General features: G+C 57.7%; 13 protein-coding genes and 1 other RNA gene. 9 read left to right on the top strand and 5 right to left on the bottom strand.

Translation table 11 applies throughout. The features are described 5' to 3' along the window. Nucleotides 1–17 precede the first annotated feature (17 nt). Together rsmA and B5F76_RS08615 are read left to right on the top strand one after the other, a co-directional pair. The gene (gene rsmA / locus B5F76_RS08620) at nucleotides 18–839 is read left to right on the top strand and encodes a 16S rRNA (adenine(1518)-N(6)/adenine(1519)-N(6))-dimethyltransferase RsmA (RefSeq protein ID WP_087353331.1); all 822 of its coding nucleotides are present in this window, start codon (nucleotides 18–20) and stop codon (nucleotides 837–839) included. Between the two features lie 141 nt (nucleotides 840–980). Further along, the gene (locus tag B5F76_RS08615; protein ID WP_087353329.1) at nucleotides 981–1,250 is read left to right on the top strand and encodes a hypothetical protein; all 270 of its coding nucleotides are present in this window, start codon (nucleotides 981–983) and stop codon (nucleotides 1,248–1,250) included. A 26-nt stretch (nucleotides 1,251–1,276) separates the two neighbouring features. Here the strand turns inward: B5F76_RS08615 and B5F76_RS08610 are convergent, their stop codons facing one another. After that, nucleotides 1,277–2,623 carry an ATP-binding protein gene (locus B5F76_RS08610; protein WP_087353327.1) on the bottom strand — a complete coding sequence of 449 codons (1,347 nt, stop codon included), beginning with the start codon at nucleotides 2,621–2,623 and terminating at the stop codon, nucleotides 1,277–1,279. Between the two features lie 105 nt (nucleotides 2,624–2,728). Between B5F76_RS08610 and B5F76_RS14885 the strand changes: the two genes are divergently transcribed. Continuing rightward, nucleotides 2,729–2,905 (top strand): hypothetical protein, encoded by a 177-nt coding sequence (locus B5F76_RS14885; protein ID WP_162608776.1) that lies wholly within the window; start codon nucleotides 2,729–2,731, stop codon nucleotides 2,903–2,905. Between the two features lie 136 nt (nucleotides 2,906–3,041). Here B5F76_RS14885 and B5F76_RS08605 read toward each other — a convergent pair whose 3' ends face one another. The 3 genes from B5F76_RS08605 to B5F76_RS08590 form a co-directional block, all read right to left on the bottom strand. Then, entirely contained in the window at nucleotides 3,042–4,121 is a 1,080-nt protein-coding gene (locus B5F76_RS08605; RefSeq protein WP_204218358.1) for an alpha/beta hydrolase, read from the bottom strand. 390 nt (nucleotides 4,122–4,511) lie between these two features. Then, entirely contained in the window at nucleotides 4,512–5,867 is a 1,356-nt protein-coding gene (gene glmM / locus B5F76_RS08595; RefSeq protein WP_087353323.1) for a phosphoglucosamine mutase, read from the bottom strand. 72 nt (nucleotides 5,868–5,939) lie between these two features. Further along, on the bottom strand, nucleotides 5,940–7,586 hold the full coding sequence (locus B5F76_RS08590) for a CTP synthase (protein ID WP_087353321.1): 1,647 nt from the start codon (nucleotides 7,584–7,586) through the stop codon (nucleotides 5,940–5,942). A gap of 300 nt (nucleotides 7,587–7,886) precedes the next feature. Here B5F76_RS08590 and B5F76_RS08585 point away from each other — a divergent pair, with 300 nt between their 5' ends. The 6 genes from B5F76_RS08585 to B5F76_RS08560 all read left to right on the top strand — a co-directional run bounded on the left by B5F76_RS08585 (nucleotide 7,887) and on the right by B5F76_RS08560 (nucleotide 12,715). Further along, entirely contained in the window at nucleotides 7,887–8,693 is an 807-nt protein-coding gene (locus tag B5F76_RS08585) for a phosphoribosylformylglycinamidine synthase subunit PurQ (RefSeq protein WP_087353319.1), read from the top strand. Between the two features lie 30 nt (nucleotides 8,694–8,723). Beyond that, on the top strand, nucleotides 8,724–9,494 hold the full coding sequence (locus B5F76_RS08580) for a Nif3-like dinuclear metal center hexameric protein (protein ID WP_087353317.1): 771 nt from the start codon (nucleotides 8,724–8,726) through the stop codon (nucleotides 9,492–9,494). Nucleotides 9,495–9,594: 100 nt separating this feature from the next. Then, nucleotides 9,595–10,662 carry a zinc ribbon domain-containing protein gene (locus B5F76_RS08575; RefSeq protein WP_087353315.1) on the top strand — a complete coding sequence of 356 codons (1,068 nt, stop codon included), beginning with the start codon at nucleotides 9,595–9,597 and terminating at the stop codon, nucleotides 10,660–10,662. A gap of 56 nt (nucleotides 10,663–10,718) precedes the next feature. Next, nucleotides 10,719–11,078, top strand: an RNA gene (rnpB, locus tag B5F76_RS08570) — RNase P RNA component class A. 40 nt (nucleotides 11,079–11,118) lie between these two features. After that, entirely contained in the window at nucleotides 11,119–12,324 is a 1,206-nt protein-coding gene (gene ispD, locus B5F76_RS08565) for a 2-C-methyl-D-erythritol 4-phosphate cytidylyltransferase (protein ID WP_087353313.1), read from the top strand. A 1-nt stretch (nucleotide 12,325) separates the two neighbouring features. After that, the gene (locus B5F76_RS08560) at nucleotides 12,326–12,715 is read left to right on the top strand and encodes a fluoride efflux transporter FluC (RefSeq protein WP_087353311.1); all 390 of its coding nucleotides are present in this window, start codon (nucleotides 12,326–12,328) and stop codon (nucleotides 12,713–12,715) included. Nucleotides 12,716–12,833: 118 nt separating this feature from the next. Here the strand turns inward: B5F76_RS08560 and B5F76_RS08555 are convergent, their stop codons facing one another. Next, on the bottom strand, nucleotides 12,834–13,574 hold the full coding sequence (locus B5F76_RS08555) for a hypothetical protein (protein ID WP_162608775.1): 741 nt from the start codon (nucleotides 13,572–13,574) through the stop codon (nucleotides 12,834–12,836). Nucleotides 13,575–13,684: the final 110 nt, after the last annotated feature.

Below are 13,684 nucleotides of genomic sequence, written 5' to 3'. Positions count from 1 at the left end.
GGGTCCAAGGACCTTTCATGCAGACCACGACAAGACAGGGCACTCCTGCCACTTCCCCTGCTCCCAAGAAGAGCCTTGGGCAGCACTTTTTGCGCAACCCAGATATCTGCAAGAGGATAGCCGCGCTGGCCAACCTGCAGGATGAGGACCTTGTGCTCGAGATTGGTCCAGGGCCAGGCGCGCTTACAAAGGTGCTCGAGACCCTGCCTCACTCGAGGCTCCTCTTGCTCGAAAAGGACACCCACTGGGCAAATGTGCGCAAAACAGAGGCAGAGGCAAGAACGGAAGTTCTTTGCATGGACGCTCTGGCCTTCCGCTGGGAGGAGCTTGAAGGGCCCTGGAAGATCGTCGGAAATCTCCCCTACAACGTGGCCTCCCCGCTTATCTGGGACATAGCGGCAAGGGCCAAGGCCACGAAGCGCGCTGTCTTCATGATCCAGAAGGAAGTGGGGGAGAGGCTGTGCGCAAGCCCCGGCTGCAGGGACTACGGCGCCCTTTCCGTGTGGGTGCAGGCTTTCTGGCAGGCAAGCTACGACTTTGTGGTGAAGCCTGGCGCCTTCACTCCTCCCCCGAAGGTGGACTCTGCCGTGTGCTCCTTTGTGCCAAGGCCGACAAGGCCGGACGATATGCAGGCAAAAAAACTTTCCAGAGTGATAAAGCTCTGCTTTGGGCAGCGCCGCAAGCAGCTTGGGGGCACATTGCGCAAGGCAGGTCAGACAATCCTTTTGGAGGGCCTTGAGGAGCGGGGTATTGCCCCAAGCGCCAGGGCAGAGGAGCTGAGTGTGGAGGATTACCTCTTCTTGAGCGCCTTCGATGGGAGAAAGGCCGAGCAGGCATAAAAGCCGAGGCAGCGTATCAAAAGCAGCTTCCTTGACGGCCTTTGTCATCTTCCGTATTTTGCCGCCCCGGGATACCCATCCCCTGTCACGCACACTGTTCTCTTCGCCTTCACAAGGTGCTAATTTTCCACGAGATTTTTCATGAAAGTAGAATGCCAGCACTGCGGCTACATTGAGCACGTCAACGCCCATATAGGTCCCAAGCTCTGGGCCTTTTCCATAGCCTTCGGCCTGCTCCTTCTGGGCAAGGCCTATTTCTTCGATTCCTGGGGCGTTTTTCTGCAGGTATGCCTGTGCATGGTCCTGGGCTTCATAGCCCTTGTAGTTTCCTCGGACGAAATCGCCAGCATCAACAAACTGGACCACTACTGCCCCGAGTGCGGCAAACGGGCCTGGCGCATACGGCTCTGAGCCATCATGCCTTGTGTCTGCCTGACCTACAGGCAGGGCACCATGTAGTACGGCAAAAAAACAATGCCGCCCTCTTCCCGCATGTCCCTTGGGTGAACGACATAGGGGATGCGCACCATCCCGGCGTACTTTGTCATGAACTTTTTGAGCGACGAGAGCGTGTAGTTTTTGCCGGACTTCACCTCAATGGGCGAAATGTTGTGTCGTGACGACAGGGTGCTGCTGGCAATGAGAAAATCGATTTCCATGCGCGAGGCCGCGTCTTCCCGCGAGGAATTGGAGTAGAAATAGAGTTTGTGGTTTGATGCTGCGAGCATCTGGGCCACAATGTTTTCCACCAGCATGCCCCTGTTGATCTCGAGCCTTTCGAAGAGCTGCGGATAGAGCCCCTGGGAAACGATGGCTTTCTCGTCGAAGGCGTGGCTGAGCAAAAGGCCTGTGTCCGCCATGTAGCACTTGAGTGTTGTGCGCCCGCTCCCCAGATTCAGGCCAACGTTGGGCTCTGTAGAATTGTAACAGGTGTTGACGATCATGGCGTCGTCAAGCCAGAAAAGCGCATCCTTGTAGTCGCGAAAACGCGCCTCCTTCTTGAGAGAAGAGAGTCGAAACTTTTTTTCGTGTTTTTGCAGCTGCGAGGGGATTTCCTCGAAAATACTGCGTACTCTGGTCTCGTACCCCACAGCGTGTTTTGCAATGTCCGCGCGGTAGAGGTCGAGAATGGTACGCTTTACTCTGTCTGCAAGGGCAAAGTCCCTGTTTCTTGCAAAATTGTCCACAACCTGGGGCATGCCACCTACAATCATGTACTGGCGAAAGAGATCCATGGCCTTGTGATGCAGGGCCTGCCCCAATGCCCTTTTGTTCGCAAAGCACTCCTGTATGAAGGGCATGAGTGTCTCGTATCCCAAAGCCCAGAGGAATTCCTCGAAGTCCATGGGAAACATCCTCACGTGCTCTTCTTCAGAGGGAATGACAATGTCCTGTACGTTCCTCTTGATGGACATGAAGGAACCGGTTTCCAAATAATCAAAGCGCCCGTCCTCGACAAGGTACTTGATTGCCGCGCGGGCGCGGGGAAAGAGCTGTACCTCATCGAAAACGACAAGGCTTTCCCGCCTGTGAAGCCGGACGTTGTAGAGAGCAGACAGTGTGGCAAAAAAGGTATCAAGGTCTTCGAGGCCCTCGTTGAAGAGGGTTTTTACTGCGCTGCCAGCCCTGTTGAAGTCGATGAAGAGGAAGGTTTTGTACTCCCTCTTGGCAAACTCAAGGGCAATATGGGTCTTGCCCACGCGTCGTGCACCGTCGATCAGTAGAGCCGTGCGCCCGCCCTCCTCCTTCCATTGCTTCAGTCTCTGGTAGATTTTTCGCTCCATCCTGCTCTCCCATAAAAACCATGAAATTCCAGTGTATTGCAATATGCCGACAACACGAATTCATGATTTTTTTCTCGCAAGTCAACACCTTTTCAAGGTTTTTGTATGCCACTTGTCACACGTTTTCAAGATTTTTATCGAGACAATTTTATACTTTTTCAGGATTTTTTCTTGTTGGCAGTTTTGTGCCACCGTATGCGTTTAGGAAGAGGAAAGGCTGAAATCAAATATAGTACGCTAATATTTCCTGTTTTTTCAGGTTTTTATTTTTCAGACTTGTAGCGCGTCAAAATTTCTTTCTGGCAATGTTCGTATATCTGAACAGCAGTACGCAGACAACGAGAGAGCCCGGCTTTTTCCCAAACACCGGGCTCTCTTCCACAGCAATCGCTGTGGCGTTCAATATCCTTGCAAATCCCTACTTCAGATTGGCCCTGAAGAAGCTCTCCATCTTGTCCCAGGGAATGACGTCCATCTGATCGTAGAGATCCGTATGCGACGCTCCGGGGATGATGAGCAGCTCCTTGTTGTCGCCCTTGAGCAGCTTGAAGGCCGTCTCACTGAAGTAGCGGGAATGGGCCTTTTCGCCGTGCATGACAAGGACAGCGTTTCTGATCTCGCCTGCATAGGCCAGGATGGGCATGGTCATGAAGGAGAGTGCAGAGGTAGCGTTCCAGCCCTGGGCGCTGTTCAGGCAACGGGGATGGTAGCCGCGCTCTGTCTTGTAGTAGTCGTAGTAGTCCTTCACGAACTGTGGTTCTTCGCCCGTGATCTTGTCGGGAAGACCGCCACCTGCTGCGTAGCTGCCGCTCCTTGCGTCCTTCGTGCGCTGTTCGCACAACTGTTCGCGCAGCTTGTAGCGCGCGTTGGCGTCCATGGAATCAAAGTAGCCGTTGGCAGTCACGCGGGTCATGTCGTACATGGTCGAGGTCACAGTAGCCTTGATGCGAGTGTCCATGGCTGCAGCGTTGAGGCCCATGCCGCCAAAGCCGCAGATGCCGATGATGCCTATGCGCTCCTCGTCCACGTCGGGCCTTGTCACAAGGTAGTCCACGGCAGCGCAAAAGTCCCCCGTGTTGATGTCGGGAGAGGCCACGTTGCGCACCTCGCCCCCACTCTCGCCCACAAAGGAGGGATCAAAGGCAAGAGTCAAAAAGCCGCGTTCCGCCATGGTCTGGGCATAGAGGCCTGCAGCCTGCTCCTTCACTGCGCCAAAGGGGCCTGCGACAGCTATGGCAGGCATCTTGCCTTGCGCGTTTTGGGGAACGTAGACGTCCGCGACCAGGGTGATGCCGTAGCGGTTTTTGAAAGTGACCTTGGAATGGTCCACCTTGTCGCTCTTTTGGAAGGTCTTGTCCCACTGCTGTTCCAGTTCCATGGCTTTGCCTCCTGATTGTGTGCTATTTCCGTCCGCAGCCTGTGCTTCTCCACCAACAACCAGCATGCAGCCAAGCAGAGGAGCCAGCGCCAGTGCGCCGAGTCTTTTTCCTATGTTCATGAGAGTCCCCTATCCTTTTGGGGGCCTTGGGATTGGCCCATTGATGGTTTGCACCCTCAACCTAGCGCAGGCGACTCAAAAATAGCAAATACTTATATTTTATGGCATAGCATACGCCAAAAGCATGGCTGAACCTTGTTGCATGACCTTGCGCGCCCCTTTGTGCAAAGCGGCTTCTTGCCACCCTATGACGCAGGGATCGCAGGAATGCATGGCTCGACATCCCGAGACCATAGGCTTTCCTTTCACTGACATCAAATTCTGCGCCCGTACCTGTCAGAGCGGCAAACGCCGCCCAAGCGCCTGTTCCTCTTTGCGCACCCAAAACAAAAGGGGCTCCCCCAACAAAGGGAGTCCCCTCTTCATTATCTTTCCAAGCAAAGGATGGCGTTAGCCCAGTTCGCGGCGCACCACGTCCGCCAGTTCCTTCGTGTAGAGCTCGACCTTTTCCGGATCCTCGGCCTCCACCATGATGCGGCACAAGGCCTCGGTTCCGGAGTAGCGCAAAACAACCCTGCCGCGATTGCCGAGAGCCTGCTCGATCTTTGCGACAGTCTCGCCAATGACCGGCTTTTGCTCGAAGGGCACCTTCTGCTCCACGCGCACGTTGAGGAGCTTCTGGGGGAAGAGCTTAAGAAGTCCGCCGATCTCCGAAAGCGGCTTGTCCTTCTCGCGCAGGATGCGCAGTATCTGCAACGCTGCCAGAAGGCCGTCGCCAGTGGTGGAGAATTTGCGGAAAATAAGGTGTCCGGACTGCTCGCCGCCGAACATAACCCCTTCCCTGCGCATCATCTCCATGACGTAGCGGTCGCCCACCTTGCTACGGAGGAGCTTTCCGCCATTTTCCTGCATGAAGACCTCGAGGGCCAGATTGCTCATGGCAGTTGCCACTATGGCATTGCCTGGCAGCTCGCCCCTGTCCAGAAGGTCCTTTGCGCACATGGCCATGAGCTGGTCGCCATCGAGGATGGTGCCGTGCTCGTCTGCCATGATGAGGCGGTCTGCGTCGCCGTCCAGGGCAATGCCCACGTCCGCGCGCACTTCCTTTACCTTGGCTGCCATGGTCTCGGGATGCAGGGCACCCACGTGATCGTTGATGTTGAGGCCGTTGGGAGATGTGCCTACGCGCACAACCTCGGCTCCGAGTTCCTCAAGGGCCAGGGGAGCCACCTTGTAGCTTGCACCGTTTGCGCAGTCCACCACGATGCGCAGGCCGCTCAGCGTCATGCCTGCAGGGAAGCAGCTTTTCGTGTAGACAATGTAGCGGCCGCCAGCGTCCTCAATCTTGGAGGCCCTGCCCACCCTGTCGGAAGGCGGATAGGGCCAGCGGTAGTCCGCGTCCAGGACCATGGCGGAGATGGCGTCCTCCTGATCGTCGGGCAGCTTGAAGCCCTCCTCGTCAAAGAACTTTATACCGTTGTCCATGTACGGATTGTGGGACGCGGAAATGACCACGCCGAAATCCGCGCGCATGCTCCTGGTCAGAAAGGAGATGGCCGGGGTCGGCAAAGGGCCTGTCATGATGACCTTCATGCCGGCTGCGCACAGGCCGGCAGTGAGGGCGGATTCGAACATGTAGCCGGAAAGCCTCGTGTCCTTGCCTATAACCACCTTGTGCTGGCAGTCGCCCTTTCGCTTGAAGAACATGCCTGCGGCAAGCCCCAGGCGCAGGGCCACGTCCACGGTCATGGGCCAGGTGTTCGCACGGCCGCGAAGGCCGTCAGTGCCAAAAAAACGATCCGACATCACTTGTCTCCAAAATGCCGTTTGTGCCAGGACCCGGCAGGATCCTGGCACAGGCAAAAAAACGCTTGTGGCCTAGCCCCTGGCCTTCTGCTCCACTGCAGCGCGGATAAAGTCCCTGAAGAGCGGATGGGGCTGCATGGGCCTGGACTTGAACTCGGGATGGAACTGGCAGCCGAGGAACCAGGGATGATCCTTCAACTCCACGATTTCCACCAGACTGTCGTCCGGGGAAACACCGCTGTAGACAAGACCCTTTTCCGCCAGGACATCCTTGAAGGCGTTGTTGAACTCGTAGCGGTGGCGGTGACGCTCGTGCACAAGGTCCGTACCGTAGGCTTCCGCAGCCCTGGTGTCGGGAGCGATCTTGCAGGGGTAGGCGCCAAGGCGCATGGTGCCGCCCTTGTCGCTTGTCTCGTTGCGGCGCTCCACGTTCTTGGTGTGCACATCGTACCATTCGGTCATGAGATAGATGACCTTGTTGGCGCTGTTCTTGTTGAATTCCTCGCTGTTGGCGTCCTCAAGGCCTGCCACGTGGCGGGCGAACTCAATGACTGCGCACTGCATGCCAAGGCAGATGCCAAAGAAGGGAATCTTGTTCTCTCTCGCATAGCGGATGGCGTTCACCTTGCCTTCCACGCCGCGGTAGCCGAAGCCGCCGGGCACAAGAATGCCGTCCACGCCTGCAAGCAGGGTGGCTGCAGATTTCTCGTCGATCTGCTCGCTGTTCACGTAGCGCAGGTTCACTGCCACGCGGTTGGCAACGCCACCGTGCATGAGAGCCTCGTGCAGGCTCTTGTAGGCCTCCTTCAGATCCACGTACTTGCCCACAATGGCAATGGTCACCTCGCCCTTGGGGTGGGCAAAGTTGTAGACCATCTCCCGCCAGGGCTCGAGATGGGCGTTCCTGGCAGGCAGGCGCATCATGATGGCCACCTTCTGGTCAAAGCCCTCCTCGAAGAAGGACAGGGGCAGTTCGTAGATGTTGCCAACGTCAATGGAACAGAAGACAGCGTCCGGATCCACGTTGCAGAAGAGTGCGATCTTCTTGCGCAGATCCTCGGGCATGACCTGCTCGCAGCGGCAGAGTATGATGTCCGGCTGGATGCCGATGGAGAGAAGCTCCTTTACACTGTGCTGGGTGGGTTTGGTCTTGAACTCCCCTGCTGCGCGCAGATAGGGCACAAGTGTCAGATGGATGTTGAGGCAATTGTCCCTGCCAAGATCGGAGCGCAGCTGACGTATGGCCTCAAGGAAGGGCAGACCCTCGATGTCGCCCACAGTGCCGCCGATCTCGATGATGGCAACGTCCGGCGCGTCCTCACCCTCGCCAAGGGCCAGCACAAAGCGCTTGATCTCGTCCGTGATGTGGGGGATGACCTGCACTGTGCCGCCGAGATAGTCGCCCCTGCGCTCCTTGGCGATGACGTTGTTGTAGATGGCGCCCGAGGTGGTGTTGTTCTTGTGGGACAGGGAAATGTTGAGATAGCGCTCGTAGTGACCGAGGTCGAGATCGGTTTCTGCGCCGTCGTCGGTCACGAAGACCTCGCCGTGCTGGAAGGGGTTCATGGTGCCCGGGTCCACATTGATATATGGATCCAGCTTCTGGATGGTGACCGAAATGTTGCGGGCCTTGAGCAGGGCCCCGAGGGAAGCCGCAGCAAGCCCCTTGCCCAGTGAGGACAACACGCCGCCTGTCACAAAGATAAATTTGGTTTTCAAAACTCCTCCCGCGCTGCGTTGGCAGCCCTGGCTGTATGGCAGGAAAGGGACCTGCTCTCTAAGGTGCAAAACTCTCCAAAAAAAATGCGCAACAAAACGAAAAAAAACGCAAGAAAACGCAAAAAAAGACAGATCCTCCGGCCCCTTTCGAGGATCCGCTTGGGGATATGCAAGGGGCGCAGGAACCGGAAAAACTCGCAACGCGCCTCCTTATAGCCGAAAAGACAGGATTGTGCCAGATTGACGAGCGGCAAGGCAATGTGTAACTTAAGGACCCATTTCAGCTAAGGAGCTTCTCATATGGGCAGAGTCAACACCCTCGTTATCCAGGGCTACGGCACCAACTCCCAGGAGGAAACGGCCTACGCGGCCCGTCAGGCCGGAGCAGACAAGGCGGACATCGTCTTCTTCTCGGACATTGCACAAGGGCGCGTCATCCTGGACGAGTACGACTTTCTCATCTTCCCGGGCGGATTTCTGGACGGGGACGATCTCGGCGCTGCCCAGGCAGCGAGCATGCGCTGGCGCTACATGCGCGACTGCACAGGCACACGCCTCTACGACAGGCTGGAAAAGTTCTACCGTGACGGCAGACTCATCCTGGGCATATGCAACGGCTTCCAGCTTCTGGTGAAGCTTGGCCTTCTGCCTGGCTTTGACGGAGATTTCACCCGCCAGGTCTCCCTTGGGCACAACGAAAGCATGCGCTACGAGGATCGCTGGGTTACGCTGGCGCCCAACCCCAAGAGTCCCTGCGTGTTCACGAAAAACCTGCCGCTCATGCGCATGCCCGTGCGCCACGGCGAAGGTCGCCTTGTGCCTGCCTCGCAGGATGTTCTGGACAGGCTTTTGCGCGAGGAACTCATTCCCCTGCGCTACGCCAACCCCGCGACCGGCGAGCCCACGAACGAGTATCCCTACAATCCCAACGGCTCTGCGGACAATGCCGCGGCCCTCACGGATCCCACAGGCTGCGTGATGGGCCTCATGCCCCACCCCGAGGCCTTCAACCACGTGACCAACCATCCCGGCTGGACGCGCGAGGAAGTGGACGCCCCTGGCACCATGCTCTTTTTGAACGCTGTCCAGCATCTGCGCGGACTCTAGGCCGCAGGACAATTCCCGGAGATTTGCGCCATGCAGGTTGCAGACATTGTTTGCGCCATCGAGAAGATTGCGCCCCTCAAGGGTGCCGCGTCCTGGGACAAGTCCGGGTTGCAGGTTGCCTGCAGGCACACCGAGGTCAGGCGCCTTGCTGTGGCCCTCGACCCTGTGCCAGCCACAATCGAAAGGGCCCTTGACGAGGGCGCGGACTTCATTCTGACCCACCACCCGCTCTCGCTCTCGCCCCATCTTCCGAACAGGCTCGACAACTACCACACAGTGCTTTCCCTGCTCTTTCGGGCGGACGCCGGGCTCTACGCTGCCCACACCTCGCTCGACGTGCAGCCGGACGGCCCTGTGGGCTGGCTTGCAAGGCACTTGTGCCTGCGCCACCCTGTCCTTCTGGAGGAGACAGGGGAAGGCATTGGCTTTGGCCTTGCAGGGGATCTGCCTGCCCCAAAAAGCCTTGCGGAACTGGTCGCTGCCCTGTCCCAAAGGGTGGACATGTCCCTTGCGGTCACGGCTGGCAATGTTCCGGAAAAAATCGCCCGCGTTGCCTACTGTACTGGCTCGGGGGCCTCGCTCATGGAAGAGGCAGAGAAAAGCGGTGCGGATCTCTACATCACGGGCGATGTCAAATACCACGCGGCTCTCGACGCGCGCATAGCCATTCTCGACGTGGGCCACCACAGTCTCGAGGAGGAGATGATGCGCGAGATGGCGCAGCGCCTTGGAACGATTTTTGACATCGAAACCTTCTTCGTGCCCTCGCATTCGCCCTTCGCGAGCGCTGTGACAAGATAGGCCAAGACAGGCTTGCACGCTTAAACCAACTTTTTGCTCACAAAGGCTTTTGCCTCACCCATATTCGGACACCCAAATACATATATCAGGATACACAGGAATGGATCAGATCATGGAAAACAGGGAAGCAGATCAGCAGCACCAACTCTACCTTCGCAGAATCAAGAGCCTGAAGGAGCTGCAGAAGATCGACGACAGGATCTACGAAAAGAGGCAGCAGCTCGAGATCGAGCCCAGGGAACTGGAGGAGAAGGAAGCCGAGCTTGCCCAGAAGCAGCAGGACATCGAAAGATATCAGGACAGAATTAACCATCTGCGCGAACAGGAAGCCATGCTGCGCAGGAACATGGAAGAGGAAAGCGAGCGTTTGCGCAAGAGCAAGGACAAGCTCATGGACACGCAAAACGAGCGCGAGTACAACGCCGTGACCAGGGAAATCGATACCATCGAAAAGATGGCACAGCCCCGCGAAGTGGAGCGCGTGACCCTGCTCGACGAGCAGCGTCGCATCGAATCCATCATTGAGGAGAAGGAGCCAGACTATCTGGCCCTGAAGGCAGAGGTTGAGGAAAAGCGCCAGTCCCTGTCCGAGAAGATGGCTGTTCTGGAAAAGGATCTTGCCCTGGACGAGGCCGAGCGCGAGGAAAAGTGCAAGGATGTGCCCGACCCCATCCTTGAGCGCTACGAATTCATCCGCGGCCGCCTCGAACACCCTGTCATTGTCTCCCTCACGGAGGCCGTGTGCCCGAGCTGCCACATTGCCCTGCCGCCCCAGACCTTCAACGAACTTCTGCGCGGCATAGACATCAAGAACTGCCCCTCCTGCCAGCGCATCATTGTCTGGCGCGATCACTACATCGCAGACGATCCCGAGGCACAGGCAGCAGCTGCCAGGGAACAGGAGAACGGCAGGCACACCACGAGAAAGCCTTCCATGGGCCGCTCTGCAGCTCTGGACAAGGGAGACTACAAGGAAGAGCGCGAGGACGTGTCCTTCGTGTCCTCTGCGGACGTCCTTGACGACGAGCTGCACCACATGGGCGACATCGAATCCACCCTGGACAGCATGAGCACCATGGCCAATGTGTCCGATCTGACGGATATGACCGAAATGACCGGTCTGGACGGCCTTTCCGACGAAACCGAGGAAAACGAGCCCGAGAAGTAAAGCCACACTTTTTCCTGGCCCGGGGACATTCCACCCCGGGCCAGTGCACATCAGGCGGAGTGGGACGGATCGTCGCTTGGGGGAGACCCCGAGAGGAAAGTCCGGGCTCCACAGGGCAGGACGCCGGGTAACACCCGGGAGGGGCGACCCTCTGACAGCGCCACAGAAAGCAAACCGCCCAGGTATTGGGTAAGGGTGAAACGGTGGTGTAAGAGACCACCAGATCCGGCAGCAATGCCGGATGCTCGGCATACCACGTCCGGAGCAAGACCAAATAGGGGAGGCGGCTTGCCCGGCCACATGTCTCCCGGGTCGGTTGCTAGAGGGCACAGGCGACTGTGTCTCCAGAGGAATGACGGTCCCGCGATCCCTGACGGATCGTACGACAAAACCCGGCTTACAGTTCCGCTCCGCCCATTTTTTCAGACAGACAACACCCCGGAAAGGGAGAGCAGGATGGACACAAGGCAAGAGACTGTACAAAACGTGGAGGCACCCTGGCTTGTCCTGCTTGCCGCGGGAAAGGGAACGCGCCTTGCCGCACAGACAAGGGGGCTTCCGAAACAGTTTCTGACCTACAGGGAACGCCCGCTCTACTGGCAAAGTGTTCGCACGAGCGTTGCCTCGGGAACAATCGCGGGTGTGGTCCTGGTTTTTCCAAAGGATGCCTTCGAGGAGAACAGGGAGCTTGCCCTTGGCTTTGCCCAAGGTGACGGGATCAACCTTCCCCTGCTCTTTGCCAGGGGGGGAGCAAGGCGACAGGATAGCGTGCTGGCTGGCCTTGAACTCGTTCCCAAAAGTGCGACCCACGTTCTTGTGCACGATGCGGCACGTCCCTTCTTTTCCACAAACCTTGTACATGCCCTGTGCGAAAAATTGCGCGAGGGAGCCATTGCCGTCATCCCCGGACTTGCGGTCAAGGACACCATAAAGCAGGTGGACGGTTGCGGCATGGTTCTTGCGACACCGGACAGATCTGCCTTGCGCGCAGTGCAAACCCCCCAGGGATTCGACAGAAGGCTTCTTTGGGAAGCCCATCATGCCCTCAACACCCAATCCAATACGGTGACAGACGACGCGAGCCTCATGGAGGCTGCAGGCCACAAGGTATGGATAGTCGAAGGGGAGGAGGCGAATTTGAAGATAACCACTGCGGACGATCTGAAGACCCTGGAGAAAACTGTTCCCTGCACGGGCTTTGGCTACGACGTGCACCGCTACGGTGGCGAGCGTCCCCTGGTTCTTGGCGGTATAGCCATCCCCTCGCCCTATACCATTGCCGCCCACTCGGATGGCGATGTTCTTTTGCATGCCCTCATGGACGCCCTGCTTGGCATGATAGGCAAGGGAGACATAGGGGAGCTTTTCCCGGACTCGGATCCGGCCTTTGACGGAGCAAGCTCCGTAGAGCTTCTCAAGACTGTGCTGGGCCTTGTGCACGAGGCTGGCGTGACACTCACCCACGCGGACGTAACGGTCATTGCCCAAAAGCCGCGCCTTGGGGCCTACAAGAAGAGCATACGGGAAAATCTGGCTTCCCTGCTTGGCCTTGACATAGCCCATGTCAACGTGAAGGCCACGACAGAAGAGGGCCTGGGCTTTACAGGCGAGCTTTTGGGCATCAAGGCCTGTGCTGTGGTCGCAGGTCTTTCCGGCGAATAGGATGCGACACCTTCTGCTCTTTGCCCTTGCGAGCGCCCTGGGAGGCCTTGCACGCTACGGCTTTTCGGCTCTCGTGTCCGCCCTTGTCAAAAGCGCCTTTCCCTGGGGCATCTTTCTCACCAACATTCTTGGCTGTTTTCTGTTTGGTACCATCTGGGGCATGGCTAGCGTGCACAGGCTTTTTTCGGACGCCACGCGCGTTGTGATTCTGACAGGCTTTATGGGATCCTTCACCACCTTCTCGACCTTTGTCTTCGATTCCAACGCGCTCCTTGAAAGCAGGGCCTGGCTTGCCCTGGCCCTCAATGTGGCGGGCCAGGTCATTATCGGCATAATAGCCCTGCAGCTCGGCATGCGCTTCTCCGGACTGATAGCAAAATTCTTTGGCTGACATGCCAGAAAAGCACTTTGTACCGTAGCCCCCGCATCAACGGGGGCTTTTTTTTGCGGCACAAAAAAAGCCCCGCGAAGACTTTGCAAACGCGGGGCAGCAATTTCTTGAAGCAAGGCTATTTCATGCCCTTGGTTCGCTTCCAGGACAAAAAGCCCTCGCCGAGCTCTTCGGATCCTGGGCGCCAGCAGTGCCTCTTGCCACCGGTCTTGACGCAAATTTCTCTTGTGGGATGCCCGGCAAAATAGGGAACGCGCAGCACGTAGGCCTCGTTGGCGCCCATTTCGCGCACAACACTGGGTTCCTTCGGCTGGATGACTTCCCTGCCATCGTAGCTGAGCTCGTACACCTCGACCACAGCGTCGTGACCCAGTGGCAGGATGGCAAAGGAGTCTTCGCCGGGGTAGGCGCCGTCCACCTCGCCCACAAAATTCACAAGCCCCAGGGAAAGCCGCATGGCCGGAAGCTCGCTCTCCTTCACAAGATGGCGCACAAGGGCCACCGAGGGCACAAATCCCTTGAGGGCACTCTCCCCTGCTGCAGGAGCAGCTTTCGCGTCAGCCTGGGCTGTTTCGGACTGGAGCTGATTCTGTGTATGGCCCTGTGACTGGATCGGAGCATTGTCGACGACAACAGGGCTCACGGTTTCGGCAACGTCAGTCCCAGAACCAGCGACAGCTGCCGAAGTCCCGGCGTTCGCGGAACTGGTTGTGGCCGGTTCCGCTGATGCTGGTGCAGTCTTTTCAGCTCCGTCTGGCGGCTGTACCGTGCCGATAGTGACAGCGCCCTCGCTCGAAGCGGCCTGGGCGGCGTAAATGGTGGCTGCCGGCAGCGTGACCAGCGACCCCATAAGCAGCATGGACAAGAATGTGCAACGCAAGCTGTACACGGTGGTTCCTCCCTTTGACCGTTTCATAGCACAGCTTTTTCCCAATGACAAAATATTTCCCTGCCCGAAAATTGCGCACA

The organism is Desulfovibrio sp. An276, assembly GCF_002159665.1.
GTDB classification, from domain to species: Bacteria; Desulfobacterota; Desulfovibrionia; order Desulfovibrionales; family Desulfovibrionaceae; genus Desulfovibrio; species Desulfovibrio faecigallinarum.
Note: the sequence above shows the minus strand (reverse complement) of the source record. Positions and strands in the feature narration are given on the sequence as shown.

Excerpts from the sequence above, each read along its gene's own strand:
- rsmA (WP_087353331.1), top strand. The coding sequence starts at position 18 with ATGCAGACCACGACAAGACAGGGCACTCCTGCCACTTCCCCTGCTCCC.
- B5F76_RS08615 (WP_087353329.1), top strand. The coding sequence starts at position 981 with ATGAAAGTAGAATGCCAGCACTGCGGCTACATTGAGCACGTCAACGCC.
- B5F76_RS08610 (WP_087353327.1), bottom strand. The coding sequence starts at position 2,623 with ATGGAGCGAAAAATCTACCAGAGACTGAAGCAATGGAAGGAGGAGGGC.
- B5F76_RS14885 (WP_162608776.1), top strand. The coding sequence starts at position 2,729 with ATGCCACTTGTCACACGTTTTCAAGATTTTTATCGAGACAATTTTATA.
- B5F76_RS08605 (WP_204218358.1), bottom strand. The coding sequence starts at position 4,121 with ATGAACATAGGAAAAAGACTCGGCGCACTGGCGCTGGCTCCTCTGCTT.
- glmM (WP_087353323.1), bottom strand. The coding sequence starts at position 5,867 with ATGTCGGATCGTTTTTTTGGCACTGACGGCCTTCGCGGCCGTGCGAAC.
- B5F76_RS08585 (WP_087353319.1), top strand. The coding sequence starts at position 7,887 with ATGGGCAGAGTCAACACCCTCGTTATCCAGGGCTACGGCACCAACTCC.
- B5F76_RS08580 (WP_087353317.1), top strand. The coding sequence starts at position 8,724 with ATGCAGGTTGCAGACATTGTTTGCGCCATCGAGAAGATTGCGCCCCTC.
- B5F76_RS08575 (WP_087353315.1), top strand. The coding sequence starts at position 9,595 with ATGGATCAGATCATGGAAAACAGGGAAGCAGATCAGCAGCACCAACTC.
- ispD (WP_087353313.1), top strand. The coding sequence starts at position 11,119 with ATGGACACAAGGCAAGAGACTGTACAAAACGTGGAGGCACCCTGGCTT.
- B5F76_RS08560 (WP_087353311.1), top strand. The coding sequence starts at position 12,326 with ATGCGACACCTTCTGCTCTTTGCCCTTGCGAGCGCCCTGGGAGGCCTT.
- B5F76_RS08555 (WP_162608775.1), bottom strand. The coding sequence starts at position 13,574 with ATGCTGCTTATGGGGTCGCTGGTCACGCTGCCGGCAGCCACCATTTAC.